The 14,191-nt window shown below is 63.7% G+C and carries 13 protein-coding genes and 1 pseudogene; 9 read left to right on the top strand and 5 right to left on the bottom strand.

Going from position 1 to position 14,191, the window contains the following annotated elements; translation table 11 throughout:
• Positions 1–127 precede the first annotated feature (127 nt).
• The 4 genes from HKL97_RS10445 (at position 128) to HKL97_RS10460 (ending at position 4,485) form a co-directional block, all read left to right on the top strand.
• Complete coding sequence (locus tag HKL97_RS10445; protein WP_291425088.1) at positions 128–1,084, top strand: YbhN family protein; 957 nt, start codon at positions 128–130, stop codon at positions 1,082–1,084.
• Positions 1,081–2,466, top strand: coding sequence for an aldehyde dehydrogenase family protein (locus HKL97_RS10450; protein ID WP_291425090.1), 1,386 nt, complete (start codon positions 1,081–1,083; stop codon positions 2,464–2,466). Before HKL97_RS10445 ends, HKL97_RS10450 begins: the two co-directional genes overlap by 4 nt.
• A gap of 62 nt (positions 2,467–2,528) precedes the next feature.
• A complete protein-coding gene (locus tag HKL97_RS10455) occupies positions 2,529–2,702 on the top strand; it encodes a Flp family type IVb pilin (RefSeq protein ID WP_291425092.1) in 174 nt (57 codons plus the stop codon).
• Between the two features lie 208 nt (positions 2,703–2,910).
• Positions 2,911–4,485 carry a 2-isopropylmalate synthase gene (locus tag HKL97_RS10460; protein WP_291425094.1) on the top strand — a complete coding sequence of 525 codons (1,575 nt, stop codon included), beginning with the start codon at positions 2,911–2,913 and terminating at the stop codon, positions 4,483–4,485.
• A gap of 162 nt (positions 4,486–4,647) precedes the next feature.
• Here HKL97_RS10460 and HKL97_RS10465 read toward each other — a convergent pair whose 3' ends face one another.
• Both HKL97_RS10465 and hrcA read right to left on the bottom strand, forming a co-directional pair.
• Complete coding sequence (locus HKL97_RS10465; RefSeq protein WP_291425096.1) at positions 4,648–5,472, bottom strand: bifunctional 2-polyprenyl-6-hydroxyphenol methylase/3-demethylubiquinol 3-O-methyltransferase UbiG; 825 nt, start codon at positions 5,470–5,472, stop codon at positions 4,648–4,650.
• A 128-nt stretch (positions 5,473–5,600) separates the two neighbouring features.
• On the bottom strand, positions 5,601–6,677 hold the full coding sequence (gene hrcA, locus HKL97_RS10470) for a heat-inducible transcriptional repressor HrcA (RefSeq protein WP_291425098.1): 1,077 nt from the start codon (positions 6,675–6,677) through the stop codon (positions 5,601–5,603).
• 54 nt (positions 6,678–6,731) lie between these two features.
• Here hrcA and rph point away from each other — a divergent pair, with 54 nt between their 5' ends.
• Positions 6,732–7,445: a ribonuclease PH gene (rph, locus tag HKL97_RS10475; protein ID WP_291425100.1), complete on the top strand. Its 714-nt coding sequence runs from the start codon at positions 6,732–6,734 to the stop codon at positions 7,443–7,445.
• Positions 7,446–7,490: 45 nt separating this feature from the next.
• On the opposite strand, the gene HKL97_RS10480 is transcribed toward rph, so the two are convergent.
• Positions 7,491–8,084, bottom strand: coding sequence for a hypothetical protein (locus HKL97_RS10480; protein ID WP_291425101.1), 594 nt, complete (start codon positions 8,082–8,084; stop codon positions 7,491–7,493).
• A 188-nt stretch (positions 8,085–8,272) separates the two neighbouring features.
• Positions 8,273–9,697 (bottom strand): pyruvate kinase, encoded by a 1,425-nt coding sequence (gene pyk / locus HKL97_RS10485; protein ID WP_291425102.1) that lies wholly within the window; start codon positions 9,695–9,697, stop codon positions 8,273–8,275.
• A gap of 107 nt (positions 9,698–9,804) precedes the next feature.
• Here pyk and HKL97_RS10490 point away from each other — a divergent pair, with 107 nt between their 5' ends.
• Positions 9,805–10,125: a DUF1244 domain-containing protein gene (locus tag HKL97_RS10490; protein WP_291425103.1), complete on the top strand. Its 321-nt coding sequence runs from the start codon at positions 9,805–9,807 to the stop codon at positions 10,123–10,125.
• A 53-nt stretch (positions 10,126–10,178) separates the two neighbouring features.
• Entirely contained in the window at positions 10,179–10,439 is a 261-nt protein-coding gene (locus HKL97_RS10495) for a DUF2312 domain-containing protein (protein ID WP_291425104.1), read from the top strand.
• A 24-nt stretch (positions 10,440–10,463) separates the two neighbouring features.
• Here the strand turns inward: HKL97_RS10495 and HKL97_RS10500 are convergent, their stop codons facing one another.
• On the bottom strand, positions 10,464–12,068 hold the full coding sequence (locus HKL97_RS10500; RefSeq protein WP_291425105.1) for an APC family permease: 1,605 nt from the start codon (positions 12,066–12,068) through the stop codon (positions 10,464–10,466).
• A gap of 162 nt (positions 12,069–12,230) precedes the next feature.
• On the opposite strand from HKL97_RS10500, the gene HKL97_RS10505 reads away from it, so the two are divergent.
• Positions 12,231–14,039 (top strand): M3 family oligoendopeptidase, encoded by a 1,809-nt coding sequence (locus HKL97_RS10505; protein WP_291425106.1) that lies wholly within the window; start codon positions 12,231–12,233, stop codon positions 14,037–14,039.
• A pseudogene (locus HKL97_RS13725) lies at positions 14,039–14,191 on the top strand (AarF/ABC1/UbiB kinase family protein); the annotation flags it as partial. The gene HKL97_RS10505 and the pseudogene HKL97_RS13725, both read left to right, overlap by 1 nt.

A 14,191-nucleotide genomic window follows, 5' to 3' on the forward strand; every position in this document is an offset into this window, starting at 1 on the left:
ACGTCATTGAAAATGCCGTGTCCCACTAGCGTCATATTTAGCGCGCGCCGCCCACCAACCCGCGCGCAGTACCCTGCGTCATGAATGACGCAGGGTACTGGCCCGCCTCCCGCGCCATGACCCCGCCATGAAACAGCGCGCGCTGAAATATATCCCGCCCGGGCTGGGGCTCATCGTGCTGGCTGGGGTGATCATCGGCCTGCGCGGCGCGCTCAAGCGCATCAGCCTGGGCGATGTCCTGGCCGCCGTCGGCGCCACCCCGCGCGTTGAATTCATTCACGCGCTGCTGCTGCTGGCGGCCTCGCTTTGCCTCATGGCGGGGTACGACCTCCCCGGCATCCTCTTTGCCCGCCGCCGCGAGAGCGTGCCCCGCATCGGCGCCCTCCACATTGCCCTCACCTCCTTCTGCGCCTATGCGCTCAGCCATGTGCTGGGCGCCCCGGCCCTTTCCGCTGCGGCCATCCGCCTGCGGCTCTACGCGCAATGGCGTGTGCCCGCCGCCGGCATCGCGCGTATCGTCGCCATTTCCGGCAGCATGTTCACCTTCGGCTTGCTCACCCTGCTCGGCACCCTGCTGCTGTTCTACCCGGTGGCAATGCCTCTGTTCGGCCACGCCGTTCCGGCCTGGGCATTGCGGGCGGTGGGCGCGGCGCTGGTCTTCGCCATGGCGCTTTATGTCGCCTCGGTGGGCGGCCGCCCCTCGGTCGTCATTTTCCGCCGGCGCCTGGCGCTCCCCGGCCCGCGCCTGGCGCTGCTGCAGGTGCTCTACGGCTGTGCGGACATTTCAACCGCCTGCGCCATTCTCTATGTTGTGCTCCCTGATACGCCGGGCCTAAGCTACGCGCATGTGCTGGGGATCTATCTGGCAGCCTTCGCCGCCGGCATTTTCTCCGGCCTGCCGGCTGGCGTCGGGGTGTTCGACTCCGTTCTGCTCCTGGGTCTCTCCGTCTATTTACCACCCGCCACGGCGCTCGGGGCTATTCTGCTCTTCCGTGTGCTGTATTTTCTGGCCCCGGCCTGCGCCGCGGCTTTATGTTACGCTGGCAACGAGTTGTGGACCAACACGAGGAAACGAAGATCATGAGCATGCAGCAGACGATTTCACCGGTGGACGGCAGCGTCTACGCCGAGCGCCCCTTCGCGGACGCGGTGCGGATCGGCGTCGTCCTCGATAAATCCGTCGCCGCGCAGCGCCTCTGGGCCGCGCGCGGCCTGGAGGAGCGCGCCGCCCTGGGGCATAAATTCTGCGAGGCCCTGCTGCGCCACAGCGATGAGATCGCCCTCGACCTCGCCTGGTCCATGGGCCGCCCGGTGTCTCAGGCGCCGGGCGAGGTGCGCGGCTGCGTCGAGCGCGCCCGCTTCATGATCGATGCCGCCGCCGAGGGCCTCGCCCCGCTCGATCCCGGCCCAAAATCCGGCTTCAAGCGCTACGTCAAACGTGTCCCGCTCGGCGTTGTCTTCGTCATCGCGCCGTGGAACTACCCGTTCCTCACCGCCATCAACACCATCATGCCGGCGATCATGGCGGGCAACACCGTCGTGCTCAAACACGCGGCGCAGACCCAGCTCATCGCCGAGCGCTTCCAGCAGGCGTTCGATGAAGCGGGCCTGCCCGAGGGCGTGTTCCAGCACCTGCACATCTCCGGCGCCACCGCCGAGGCGCTGGTGAAGGACACCCGCATCGCCCATGTCGCCTTCACCGGCTCGGTTCCCGTCGGCCACGCCGTCTCGCGCGCCGCGGCGGACCGTTTCATCTCCGTCGGCCTGGAACTCGGCGGCAAGGACCCCGCCTATGTGCGCGCCGATGCCGATATCGCCTTCGCGGCGGAAAACCTGGTCGACGGCGCGTTCTTCAACTCCGGCCAGTCCTGCTGCGGCATCGAGCGCATTTATGTGCATGAGGCCGTCTACGATGAATTCGTGGCCAAGGCCGTGGCGGTTACCCGCCAGTACCGCCTGGGCAACCCAACCGACCCGGAAACCAACCTCGGCCCTGTCGTCTCCGCCAAGGCGGCGGCCTTCATCCGCGGCCAGATCGAGGATGCCGTCGCCCAAGGCGCGCGCGCCCTCATTGACCCCAGCGCCTTCCCGGCCAACCAGCCCGGCACCCCCTATCTGGCGCCGCAGATCCTGGTCGATGTCACGCATAACATGCGCGTAATGACCGAGGAGACCTTCGGCCCCGTGGTTGGCATCATGAAGGTAGGCTCCGATGAGGAAGCCATCCGCCTGATGAACGACAGCGCTTACGGCCTCACCGCCGCCATTTTCTCCACCGATGTCGCCGCCGTGGAGGCCATCGGCGCGCGGATTGAAACCGGCACGGTCTTCCTCAACCGCTGCGACTATTTGGACCCCGCCCTGCCCTGGACCGGGGTGAAAGACACCGGCCGCGGCCACACCCTCTCCGTCTGGGGCTATGAGCAACTCACCCGGCCGCAGTCTTTCCACCTGCGCCTGCCGTAATTTTACCAGCCATTAAACCTTCCCGCGTATCTTCCCCGCCAATGCGGCGGGGAGAATACGCGGTGCTGGTATCGTTATGGGATGAAATGCGGCGCTTCCGGCGGGACCGGCAGGCCGTCACGGCTATTGAATATGTCCTCATCGCCTCGCTCGCCGCCATGGTGATCATTGATGGCGTAACCAACATAGGCGGCAATCTGGCCCGCATCTTCAGCGCCATCGCCGCCGCGTTTTAATTTCCCCTTGCGCGGGTAAAACCTTGCGCCCGGCCCAAAACCCTCCTATCTCCCTTTCATGGCTTTCGCCCCTACACTTGCCGGGCTGCTCCTTCGACTTATCCGCCCCTGAGCGCATAAGTCCTTCCGCGCGCGTCCAAACACCGCGCCGCACCGCTCAGGGGAATGCCTAAAATCCACGAACCGGCATTTTTAACGGAATAGAATCATGAGCATCAATCACCCGAATTTCGGCAAAATGGACTCCAGCCGCGTCATCATTTTTGACACCACCCTGCGCGACGGCGAGCAGTCCCCCGGCTTCTCGATGAACCTGGACGAAAAACTGCGCATGGCCGAAACCCTGGCCGAACTGGGCGTGGATGTGCTGGAAGCCGGCTTCCCGGTCGCCAGCCCGGGTGATTTCGAGGCCGTCAACCGCATCGCCCAATCCATCAAAGGCCCCGTCATCTGCGGCCTGGCCCGCTCCGGCGTGGCGGACATCACCCGCGCCGGCGAGGCCATCCGCCCCGCCGGGCGCAAGCGCATCCACACCTTCATTTCCACCAGCCCCCTGCACATGAAGTACAAGCTGCGCATGGAGCCTGATGCCGTGCTGGAAGCCGTCACCGCCTCGGTCACCCTGGCGCGGGATTTCACCGATGACGTGGAATGGTCCGCCGAGGACGGCACCCGCACCGATATGGAATTTCTGCTGCGCTGCGTCGAGGCCGCCATCAAATCCGGCGCCACCACCATCAACATCCCTGATACCGTGGGCTACGCCGTCCCGGAGGACATGCTGCGCATCTTCTCCACCGTGCGTGAAAAAGTCCCCGGCGCGGACCAGATCATTCTCTCCAGCCATTGCCATAACGACCTCGGCCTGGCCGTCGCCAACACCCTGGCCGGGCTGCGCGGCGGCGCGCGGCAGATCGAATGCACCATCAACGGCATCGGCGAGCGCGCCGGCAACGCCTCGCTGGAAGAAGTCGTCATGGCCATCCGCACCCGGCCGGACGCCAACCCCTACCACCACAACATCGAGACCACCCGCATCCTGCGCACCTCGAAACTGCTGGCCACCATCACGGGGTTTGACGTTCAACCGAACAAAGCCATCGTCGGGCGCAACGCCTTCGCGCATGAATCGGGCATCCACCAGGACGGCATGTTAAAAAACGCAGCCACCTACGAGATCATGACCCCTGAGAGCGTCGGCTGGCAGAAAACCTCCCTGGTCATGGGCAAGCACTCCGGCCGCGCCGCCTTCCGCGACAAATTGAACGCGCTGGGCTACGGCGATATCGGCGACAACGCCCTCAACGACGCCTTCCGCCGCTTCAAGGATCTGGCCGACCGTAAAAAGCTGGTCTACGATGAAGACATCGCTGCCCTGGTTGATGACGAAGTCACCCGCGGCCACCAGCGCGTCAAATTCGTCTCGCTGGAAACCTGGGGCGGCTCAAAATCCAAGCCCCGCGCCCTGCTAGAGTTGGAAATTGACGGCGTCATCCAATCCGCCGACTGCCTGGGCGATGGCCCGGTGGACGCCACCTTCAACGCCATCCACGCGCTCTTCCCCCACACCGCCAACCTGTTGCTGTTCTCCGTCGGCGCTGTCACCGAGGGTACCGACGCCCAGGCCCGCTGCACCGTGCGCCTGGAGGAAGACGGCAAAATGGTCGACGGCCAAGGCGCCGACACCGACACCATCGTCGCCGCCGCCCGCGCCTACGTCCACGCCCTGAACAAACTGATCACCAAACGCACACGCTCGGAGCCAGCCGCACTCTCGGCATAAAAGAAGGTGGGGGGCGTCACGCCCCCCGGCTCCAGATTAAAAGATAGAGGGTAATTCAGGCTCAAAATTGGCGCGCAAAACGAGTCACGCGCGCTTTGTTTTCAGTGGCCTGCTTGTCCCTTTCGTCCGCTGCGAAATGCAGCGGACTTCAGGGGCGGGACACTACCCCTTGAATGCAATCACTTGATTGCCTGATTTAAAGTTGGGCAGAACCAGCACGCGCTTGAACCAGGGCGCCAGAGCGGACTTGATGCCTCGGTGCGAAAAAAGCGTAAGGTGTTCTGGCGGTCTTAACTCCGGCATACGAATGAGCGCATCGCGCGCCCCCGCCTCCGGGCATGTCAGCGACAGAACTCCACCAGGCGCAACCAATTTTGATATCGAATCAATAAAACTTGCCGTATCCGGCACATGCTCGATCACCTCTGTGCAGTAGACAAGGTCGAACACCTCCCCAACAGGTGCCGCCGTAATGTTTCCAACGATAAACCGGTTTGCGGGGAACAAGGATTTGGCATGCTCAATGGCCGTTGCGTCAAGCTCCAACCCGGTAGCGGCAAATCCGTTGCGGCGGGCCGCCTCAACTGCACAGCCGACATTGCAGCCGACATCTATGAACCGCCTGCCGCGCGTCAATAACTTCAAAACGAATATGCGCCTGACATTGAGCGATACCTTGCGGCGGGCTTTCGCAAGATACCCGGAATTTCCATAATATTGCTGATAAAAATCAGATAAAGCCGAATCTGGCGGCACAAAATCAGTAAAAGCCGTTCCACATAAAGAACACAAAAGCATGTTTTCGAAGGCCAAGGATGCGTTTTCATCCATCGCTTTTACAAAACGCCGGCGCTGATCGTTCTCGCCTTCCACAAAAGAAGCCCATTCTTTTCGGGAAAAAACCGGCTCAAGTTCTTTGCTTTTGCAGCCCGGACATTGAGCCCTGTTGGTACGCATAATATCTCCCTCAAAATCAGCTTCGCTCAAATCAGACTGACGAGACGGATACCATCCACCACAAGTTGTGTCTATAATGTAATAATTTCAATGTATTGTGGAGCTGTTCGGCGCGCGGGCGGACGAATGCCGGATGCGGACTGCAAAATGGCCCCCACCTACCCCAACAACCTCCCAATCACCCTTGCCGTATAATCCACTACCGGAATAATCTTCCCGTAATTAATCCGCGTCGGCCCGATCACCCCGATCGCCCCCACAATCCTATCCTGCGTATTGCGCGCCGGCGCCACGATCATCGAAACCCCCGCCGAGCCGAACAACCCGGACTCCGCGCCGATAAAAATCCGCACTCCGTCCGATGTTTCCGCCAAATCCAGCAGCCCCAGCATCGTCTCCTCGGTCTCCAGCCGCTCGAACAGCGCCTGGATCGCCCCCAGCTTCTCCAACTGGTCCACATCCGCCAGCAGCCGCCCCTGGCCGCGCAGAATCAGCGAGCCGGCGCGCCCCTCGCTCCCCCAGGTCGCCAGCCCGGCCTCGATCACCGAATTCGTCAACGCATCCAGCGCCGTCCGGTCAGCTGACAAATCCAGCGCCACGCGCTGCCGCAATTCGGCCAAGGACAATCCCGAAAGCTGCGCGTTCAAATAATTGCTCGCCTGCTGCAAGGCTGATGGCGGCAGCCCTGGCGGGGTCTCGATAATCCGGTTCTCCACCTGCCCATCGGCCGAGACCAGCACCACCAGCGCGCGCCCCGGCGAGAGCGGCACAAACTCGATATGCTTCACCGGCCCTTCGCCCTTGGGCGCCAGCACCAGCCCCGCGGCGGCGGACAGCCCCGAGAGCATGCTGGAAGCCTGCGCCAGCGTCTCCTGCAAACTCCGGCCAGACTGCGCCAGCGCCAAATTGATGGTGCCGCGCTCATCCTCGCTCAGCTCGCCAAATTGCAGCAGCCCGTCCACGAACAGCCGTAACCCCCGGTCGGTCGGCAGCCGCCCCGCCGAGGTATGCGGCGCGAACAGCAGCCCCGCATCGGTCAGATCCGCCATCACATTGCGGATGGTCGCGGGGGAGAGATTCAGCGGCAACAGGCGCGCCAGCGTGCGTGAACCCACCGGCTCCCCGGTCTCCACATATTGCTCCACAATCTCGCGCAGCACCGCGGCCGAGCGCACATCCAACCCCGGCGGAAGCCGTGGCGGCTGTTTCGGGTTCAATTTGCTTCTATGGTCCATCTGTACAGCCTCGGCTAATAGCACGCCACAGCTAAAGTACACAGGAGTTTAACCATGCGCCCATCAGGTAGAAAATTTGACCAGTTGCGGGAAGTCAGCATCGAGACCGGCTTTTCCCACCACGCCGAAGGCTCCGCCCTCATCCGCATGGGCCGCACCGAGGTGCTTTGCACCGCCAGCGTCGAGGGCAAGGTCCCCGGTTTCATGCGCGGCCAGGGGGAGGGCTGGGTGACGGCCGAATACGGCATGCTGCCGCGCGCCACCCACACCAGGGGAGACCGCGAAGCCGCGCGCGGCAAGCAGTCGGGCCGCACGCAGGAGATCCAGCGCCTCATCGGCCGTTCGCTCCGCGCCGTGGTGGACCGCAAGCTGATGGGCGAGATCACCATCACGCTGGATTGCGACGTGCTGAACGCTGATGGCGGCACCCGCTGCGCCTCCATCACCGGCGCCTATGTCGCCCTTTGCCTGGCGGTGAAAAAACTCCGCGAGAAGAACGTGCTCAAGGTCAATCCCATCATCGGCCAGGTCGCGGCGGTCTCCTGCGGCATCTACCAGGGCGTGCCGGTGCTGGACCTTGATTATGTGGAGGATTCCGCCGCTGACGCCGACGCCAATTTCATCCTCACCGGGGCGGGCGGCATCATCGAAATCCAGGCCACCGCTGAAAAAGCGACGTTTGACGACGCCGCCTTCGCGGCCCTGCTCGCCTTGGCGCGCGCGGGCACGGCGGAACTCTTTGTCGCCCAGCAGGCCGCCCTGCGCTAACCCCGCAGGCCGCCCGCAAGGAACTGCGCGCCCTCAAGGCCGGCTTCAGGGCGCGCTTGCGCTCGCCGTGGAGGCCACCGTGGCCGGCCGTTGCGGCGCCTGGTCGGAGACGAAGGCATCCAGATCCCGCGGGCTCCGCAGCGCCAGCACGGCCTTGAATTCCGCGCTGTTGTTCAGGCAGAACAGCGAGCCTTGCGCCTGCGCGCTGATTGACTGGTTGTTGGCCAGCAGCGTCACGAAATCATCCTCGCGGCTTTGGCCGGCCCAGCCGCCCATCCGGCGGAAATACCCGTCCATGACATGCTGCGCCGCCAGGATATGCGGATGGAACGTGGTCATGAACGTATCATACTGGCCCCTCTGGTCGCAGGAGAGCGCGCCGATCATCAGGGCCGACTTCAACCCGATGATATTGAACGCCTGCTGGTAGGCATCCCGCTGCGCCGGGGTAAATTTAACTCTGCGTGAGGTAACGGCCGGGATTTGCACAGCCGTTGGATAAACATGGCCAACCGGCGCCGGCGGCGGGGCCAACACGGCGACTGGCGTCTTTTTGCTGCAGCTCGCCAGGGCCAGCATCGCCAGGCCGATTGCCACGCCCGTTTTGCCCAGACCCCAGGCCGTCCGCGTTGAATGCAATGTCAGATCCTTCAAATTAACGTGTGAAAATCATTTTCAGCACATTAATACAGAGAAAGCCGCGCCCCGCCAAGGCGGAAGCCTGCCGGGGCGCGTGGTCCAACACATTCATATTCAACAATTTTTAGCGCCGGTGGGGAATTTGTAATGCAACGCTGCTGCCCCGGTTTCGCGGCCGCGGCATCACATCATACACGCGCCACCCGCAGCGCATTCGTCGTTCCCGGCTGGCCGAAAGGCACGCCCGCCACCACCACGATTTCCTCTCCCTTCTTGGCGAAACCTTCCAGCCGGGTGATTTTCACCGCCTGCGCCACTGCCTCGGTCATGGAATGCACCTGCCCCGTCATGGCGGCATGCACCCCCCACACCAGCGCCAGCCGCCGCGCCACCGGGGTCGTGGTGGTCAGCCCCAAAACCGGGCAACCCGGCTTCTCGCGCGCCACCCGCAATGCGGTGGAGCCGGACTCCGTCAGCGCCACGATTGCCTGTGCGCCGATGGTGTGCGCCACCTGCACCGCCGCCGCCGCAATCGCATCGGCGGAGGATTTCTCCGGCGCCGGCCGTTTCGCGTCTATCCCGCGCCGCCAATCCTCATCGCGCTCCACCCGCGCGATGATCCGGTCCATCATGTTCACCGCCTCGCGCGGATACTGCCCAGCGGCCGACTCGGCGGAGAGCATCACCGCATCCGCCCCGTCATAAACGGCGGTCGCCACGTCGGAGGCTTCCGCGCGCGTGGGCGCCGGGGCGGAGATCATGCTCTCCAGCATCTGCGTCGCCACCACCACGGGCATCCCCCGCTGCTGCGCCGCGCGGATAATCTGTTTCTGCGCAATGGGCACATCCTCGGGCGGCAGTTCCACGCCCAGGTCGCCGCGCGCCACCATCACCGCATCCGCCTGGCGCAAAATTTCCTCCAGGTTTTCCAGCGCCTGCGGTTTTTCCAGCTTGGCCATCACCATCGCCCGCCCGGCCGCCAGCATTTTCGCCTGCATCACATCCTCGGGCCGCTGCACGAAGGAGAGCCCGATATAATCAATCCCCAGCGGCAGCACGAAGTTCAGATCCGCGATATCCTTCTCCGTCAGCGCCGGGATCGGCAGCACGACATCGGGAATATTCACCCCCTTGCGGTCGGAGAGCGTTCCGCTGTTCAGCACCTCGGTCAGCAGGTGGTCATCGCGCTTGCGCATCACGCGCAGCCGCAATTTGCCGTCGTCGAGCAGCAGCATCGAGCCAATTTCGGCCGCGCCCAGAATCTCCGGATGCGGCAGGCACACCCGCCGGGTGTCGCCGGGGGCCGCATTCATATCCAGCGTGAACTGCTGCCCCGCCTGCAGGCTCACCCGCCCGGACTGGAACTGCCCCACGCGCAGCTTCGGCCCCTGCACATCCGCCAGAATCCCGATCGGGCGGCCGAATTTCTTCTCCAGCGCGCGGATCATTTCAATGCGCGCCGCATGGTCCGTATGGTGCCCGTGTGAAAAATTCAGCCGGAACACATCCGCCCCGGCGAGAAACAACTGCGCCAGCATCTCCGGGGTGGCGCTTGCCGGCCCCAGCGTGGCGATAATTTTGGTACGGCGGTGGCGGCGCAGGCGATCGGTCATGCAAACCTCATAAAATCATTGCGACACAGTAACAGAAACCGGTAATTTCACGCGCGAACGATTAGCGCTACCATGTTCCATTATATTACTATGCCAGGAGCGTCATAATGAGCAAACCCGAGATTTCACCAGCCGCCACGCAAGCGCTGGAGGCAGCCGCCTTCCGTGCCCTGGTGGCGCATCTGCGCGCCAACCCGCAGGTGCAGAATATCGACATGATGAATCTCGCCGGCTTTTGCCGCAACTGCCTCTCGCGCTGGTACCGCGAGGCCGCGCAGGCCCAGGGCATCGACCTGGACGACCCCGCCGCGCGTGAAATAATTTACGGCATGCCCTACAAGCAATGGCAGGCCCAGCACCAGAAACCCGCCAGCCCGCAGGCCCAGGCCGCCTTCGCCGCCAGGCAGGAGGGCGGGGAAGGGCATTGACGCTGGGTGTTCTAACCCTCTATCCCCGCCCTCCCGATTGAGAAGGACAGACCATGGCGCTTGATGCAACGGAAGACAAACCGGCTAATGTCGCGGGCGAACGCCTGCGCAGCATTGTAGAGCGGATCGAGCGGCTCGAAGAAGAGCGCAAGGCGCTCGGCTCGGACATCAAGGACATCTATTCCGAGGCGAAATCGGCCGGATTCGATGTGAAGGTGCTGCGCCAGCTCATCCGCATCCGCAAACAGGAACCCGCCGAGATCGAGGAGCAGGAAACCCTGCTCGATGTCTACCGCCGCGCCATCGGCATGTGAGGCGCGGCCGTGCCCAGGGCGCTATCAGGCCTTGGGCACAGTCAGGAATTTCAGGGCATCGGTCCGCATGTAATTGGCTTTCGCCGCTTGCGGGTCGGGCAGGGCGCAGCGCATCGCCAGGGCGATAATCCCCAGGCTGAAGACGCTGATCACAACCGTGCCGCTCAGGTTTGAGAAAGTGCCGGTGCCGTGCGTCGGCCCGAGATAAGTGATCAGCCACAACCCGCCGAAATAAGGCGCCATCCACCAGGCGCCGCGCCATTCCAGATGGCGCAGCGTCCGCTGCACGGCGAATTGCTGCCCGCAATAAAACATGAACATGAGCAGCAGGCCGCCCAGCAGATGGTTGGCCACGCCCGCCCCCGCCCAGAACACCACCAGATTCGCAACAATAAAGGCCATCGGCGCAAAAACCATGGCCAGGCGAAGGCGGAAGGGGCGCTTATATTGCGCCTCGGGCAGGGTTTGGCGGAAGGCGAGCAAAACCACCGGGCCGATGCCGTAGGCGATGACGCTGATGGACGAAATATAGGTCACGAGCATCTGCCAGGAGGGCAGGGGCAGTAAAAACAGCAGCCCGGCAAAAAAGCTCAGTGCCAGGCTGGTCACCGGCACGCCATTGCTCGAGATCTGCGTGAAGAGCCGCGGCATGAACCCGGAGCCGGCGGTTGCATAGATCACCCGCGCCGCCGTGGTGTTGTAAATAACCCCGGTGCCCCCCGGCGAGATCGCGGCATCCGCATACAGGGTGATCGCCAGCCAGGTCAGCCCCAGCCCGCTGGCCAGCCCGGCAAACGGCCCAGAAATCCCGGGAAAATTCAGCTTTGCCCAGCCGTTGGCGAGGCTGGCTGGCGTGAGCGCGCCGATGAACGCCAGCTCCAGCCCGCAATAGAGCAGGATGCACAGCAGGACCGATCCCACGATGGCAAAGGGCAGGCTGCGGCTGGGATTGGAGGTCTCGCCCGCCAGCTCGATCGCCTGACGGAAGCCCAGATAAGCAAACAGCACACCCGATCCCGAAACCGCCGCCAGCACGCCGTTCATGCCGGTGGGCGCAAAGCCGAACTGGGTGAAATTGCGCACGCGAAAATGCACGAACATCAGCACAACCACGGTCCCCGCCGGCACCAGCAGCTTCCACCAGGTAATCGCGTTGTTGATCTTCAGCACGAGCCTGATCGCCAGCAGGTTGATCCAGAGGAACAGCACCATCAGCGCCGCCGCCGCCGCGAAGCCTTTCATGGTGAGCATGCCGCTCGCCGGATCGACCAGGCCGGAGAAAAAATTATTGCTGTAATTGATCACTGAAACCGCCTCGACCGGCGGGACGGAAATATAGGCGAGAAAATTGATCCAGGTCATCACCTGCGCCGAGAGCCGGCCAAAGCAGAGATACGGGAACACGATCACCGCTCCCGGCTGCGGGAACATGGTGGATAGCTCGGCAAACACAAAAGCCAGCAGGAGCACCGCCCCGCCGCCGATCACCCAGGCAATGAGCGAGGCCGGCCCCGCGATTTTCGCTGCGTTCAGCGCCCCGAAAAGCCATCCGGAACCGATCATCCCTCCCAGGCTGGCGAATAAGAGGCCAATACGTCCGGCGTCGCGTTTCAGGGCGGGTGCGGGCATGAAATCTCCTGGCCGGGGATGGGGTGGTTCACCCAGCTCTAACCGCGATTCTCCCGCGCGTCGAGCGATTATCGCCAAGGCGGGCACGCTGCGCCCCCGTTCCACCTTTGCCGGCGGCCCATTAGCGCCTACATCTGCGGGCAACATCAGGAGCGGATATATATGCACCCAACACAGATCGCCCGGCACCCCGAAGGTTTCTCAGCACCCGGCGGCACGCTGCCGGCCTGGAACCTTGGCGATCTCTACGCCGGGCTGGACGATCCGCGCATCGCCGCCGATCTGCAATCCGCCCAGGCCGCCGCGGCCGCCTTCGAGTTCCGCTACAAAACCCGCCTCGCCGGCCTCTCCGGCGCGGAGCTGGCCGCCGCCGTGCATGAGTACGAGCGCATCTCCGAATCCCTCGGCCGCGCCGCGTCCTTCGCCCAGCTGCTGTTCTCGGCTGACTCCAACAACCCCGCCCACGGCAAATTCTACCAAACCATGTCCGAGCGCGTGACGCTCATCAACACCTCCCTGCTGTTTTTCACCCTGGAGCTCAACCTCCTCCCCGAGGCCGATCTGGCGGCCAAACAGCAGGACCCTGCCTTGGCCCGCTATGCCCCCTGGCTGCGCGATCTGCGGGTCTTCCTGCCCCACCAGCTCTCCGCCGAGCTGGAAAAGCTGCTGATGGAAAAAGACGTCACCGGCCATGCCGCCTGGAGCCGCCTGTTCGATGAGACCACCGCCGCCATGCGCGTGCCGGTCAACGGCGAAGACCTCACCCTCTCCGCCGCGCTGAACAAGCTCTCAGACGCTGAGCGCGCCACCCGCCAGGCCGCCGGCAAGGCGGTTGGCGAGGCGATGGGCCGTGCGGAAAAACTCTTCGCCCTCATCACCAACACGCTGGCGAAGGACAAGGAGATTGACGACAACTGGCGCCACTATCCAACCCCCGCCTCCTACCGTAACCGCGCCAACATGGTCGAGGACGAAGTGGTCGAAGCCCTGACCACAGCGGTAAAATCCTCCTATGCCCGCCTCGCGCACCGCTATTACGCCATGAAGGCCAAATGGCTGGGGCTGGAGAAGCTCGAATACTGGGACCGCAACGCCCCGCTCCCCGGCGATGATGACCGCGCCATCCCCTGGCCGGAGGCAAAGAAGATGGTGCTCAGCGCCTACGCCCGTTTCAACCCCGCCCTGGCCGCGCAGATTGAGCCGTTTTTCGAGCAAAACTGGATTGATGCCGCCCCGCGCCCCGGCAAATCCGGCGGCGCCTTCGCGCATCCCACCGTTCCCGCCGCGCACCCCTATGTGCTGATGAACTATCACGGCCGCACGCGCGATGTGATGACCCTGGCGCACGAGCTTGGCCACGGCGCGCACCAGCGCCTGGCGGCGGATCAGGGCTATCTGATGTCCGGCACGCCCCTCACTTTGGCCGAAACCGCCAGCGTCTTCGGCGAGATGCTCACCTTCCGCTCCCTGCTGGATGCCGAGTCAGACCCCCAGCGCCGCCGCCTGATGCTGGCTGGCAAGGTCGAGGACATGCTCAACACCGTCGTCCGCCAGATCGCCTTTTACGAATTCGAGCTCAAGGTGCATGCCGAGCGCCGCACCGGCGAGCTGCTCCCCGCCCGCATCGGCGAAATCTGGCTGCAGGTGCAGGCCGAAAGCCTCGGCCCGGCCTTCACCTTCGCCGAGGAATACCGCCTCTTCTGGGCCTATGTCCCGCATTTCATCCACTCGCCGTTTTACGTCTATGCCTATGCCTTCGGCGATTGCCTGGTGAACGCGCTCTACGCCGTCTACCAGGAGAGCGCGGACAAAGCCGCCTTCGCCGCAAAATACACCGAAATGCTGAAAGCCGGCGGCACCCTGCGCCATAAGGAGCTGCTCGCCCCCTTTGGACTGGACGCCACCCATCCCGCATTCTGGGAAAAAGGCCTGGACGTCATTTCCGGCTTCATTGATGAGCTGGAAGCGTAATGGCCGAACGCGAAGGCAACATACTGGGTGACATCAGCCGCTTCGCCCGCACTTCGGGCGCCGTCGGCGGCATCGCCGCGCGCATCGCGGGGGAGCGTGTGCTCGGCATTAAAACCGACCAGGCCCGCCACGCCCAGGATTTAAAAGCCGTG

Origin of the sequence: Acidocella sp., assembly GCF_013044125.1 — a bacterium.
Classification (GTDB): domain Bacteria; phylum Pseudomonadota; class Alphaproteobacteria; order Acetobacterales; family Acetobacteraceae; genus Acidocella.

Excerpts from the sequence above, each read along its gene's own strand:
- hrcA (WP_291425098.1), bottom strand. The coding sequence starts at position 6,677 with ATGGACCATAGAAGCAAATTGAACCCGAAACAGCCGCCACGGCTTCCG.
- HKL97_RS10505 (WP_291425106.1), top strand. The coding sequence starts at position 12,231 with ATGCACCCAACACAGATCGCCCGGCACCCCGAAGGTTTCTCAGCACCC.
- HKL97_RS10450 (WP_291425090.1), top strand. The coding sequence starts at position 1,081 with ATGAGCATGCAGCAGACGATTTCACCGGTGGACGGCAGCGTCTACGCC.
- HKL97_RS10490 (WP_291425103.1), top strand. The coding sequence starts at position 9,805 with ATGAGCAAACCCGAGATTTCACCAGCCGCCACGCAAGCGCTGGAGGCA.
- HKL97_RS10495 (WP_291425104.1), top strand. The coding sequence starts at position 10,179 with ATGGCGCTTGATGCAACGGAAGACAAACCGGCTAATGTCGCGGGCGAA.
- HKL97_RS10460 (WP_291425094.1), top strand. The coding sequence starts at position 2,911 with ATGAGCATCAATCACCCGAATTTCGGCAAAATGGACTCCAGCCGCGTC.
- rph (WP_291425100.1), top strand. The coding sequence starts at position 6,732 with ATGCGCCCATCAGGTAGAAAATTTGACCAGTTGCGGGAAGTCAGCATC.
- HKL97_RS10445 (WP_291425088.1), top strand. The coding sequence starts at position 128 with ATGAAACAGCGCGCGCTGAAATATATCCCGCCCGGGCTGGGGCTCATC.
- HKL97_RS10500 (WP_291425105.1), bottom strand. The coding sequence starts at position 12,068 with ATGCCCGCACCCGCCCTGAAACGCGACGCCGGACGTATTGGCCTCTTA.
- pyk (WP_291425102.1), bottom strand. The coding sequence starts at position 9,697 with ATGACCGATCGCCTGCGCCGCCACCGCCGTACCAAAATTATCGCCACG.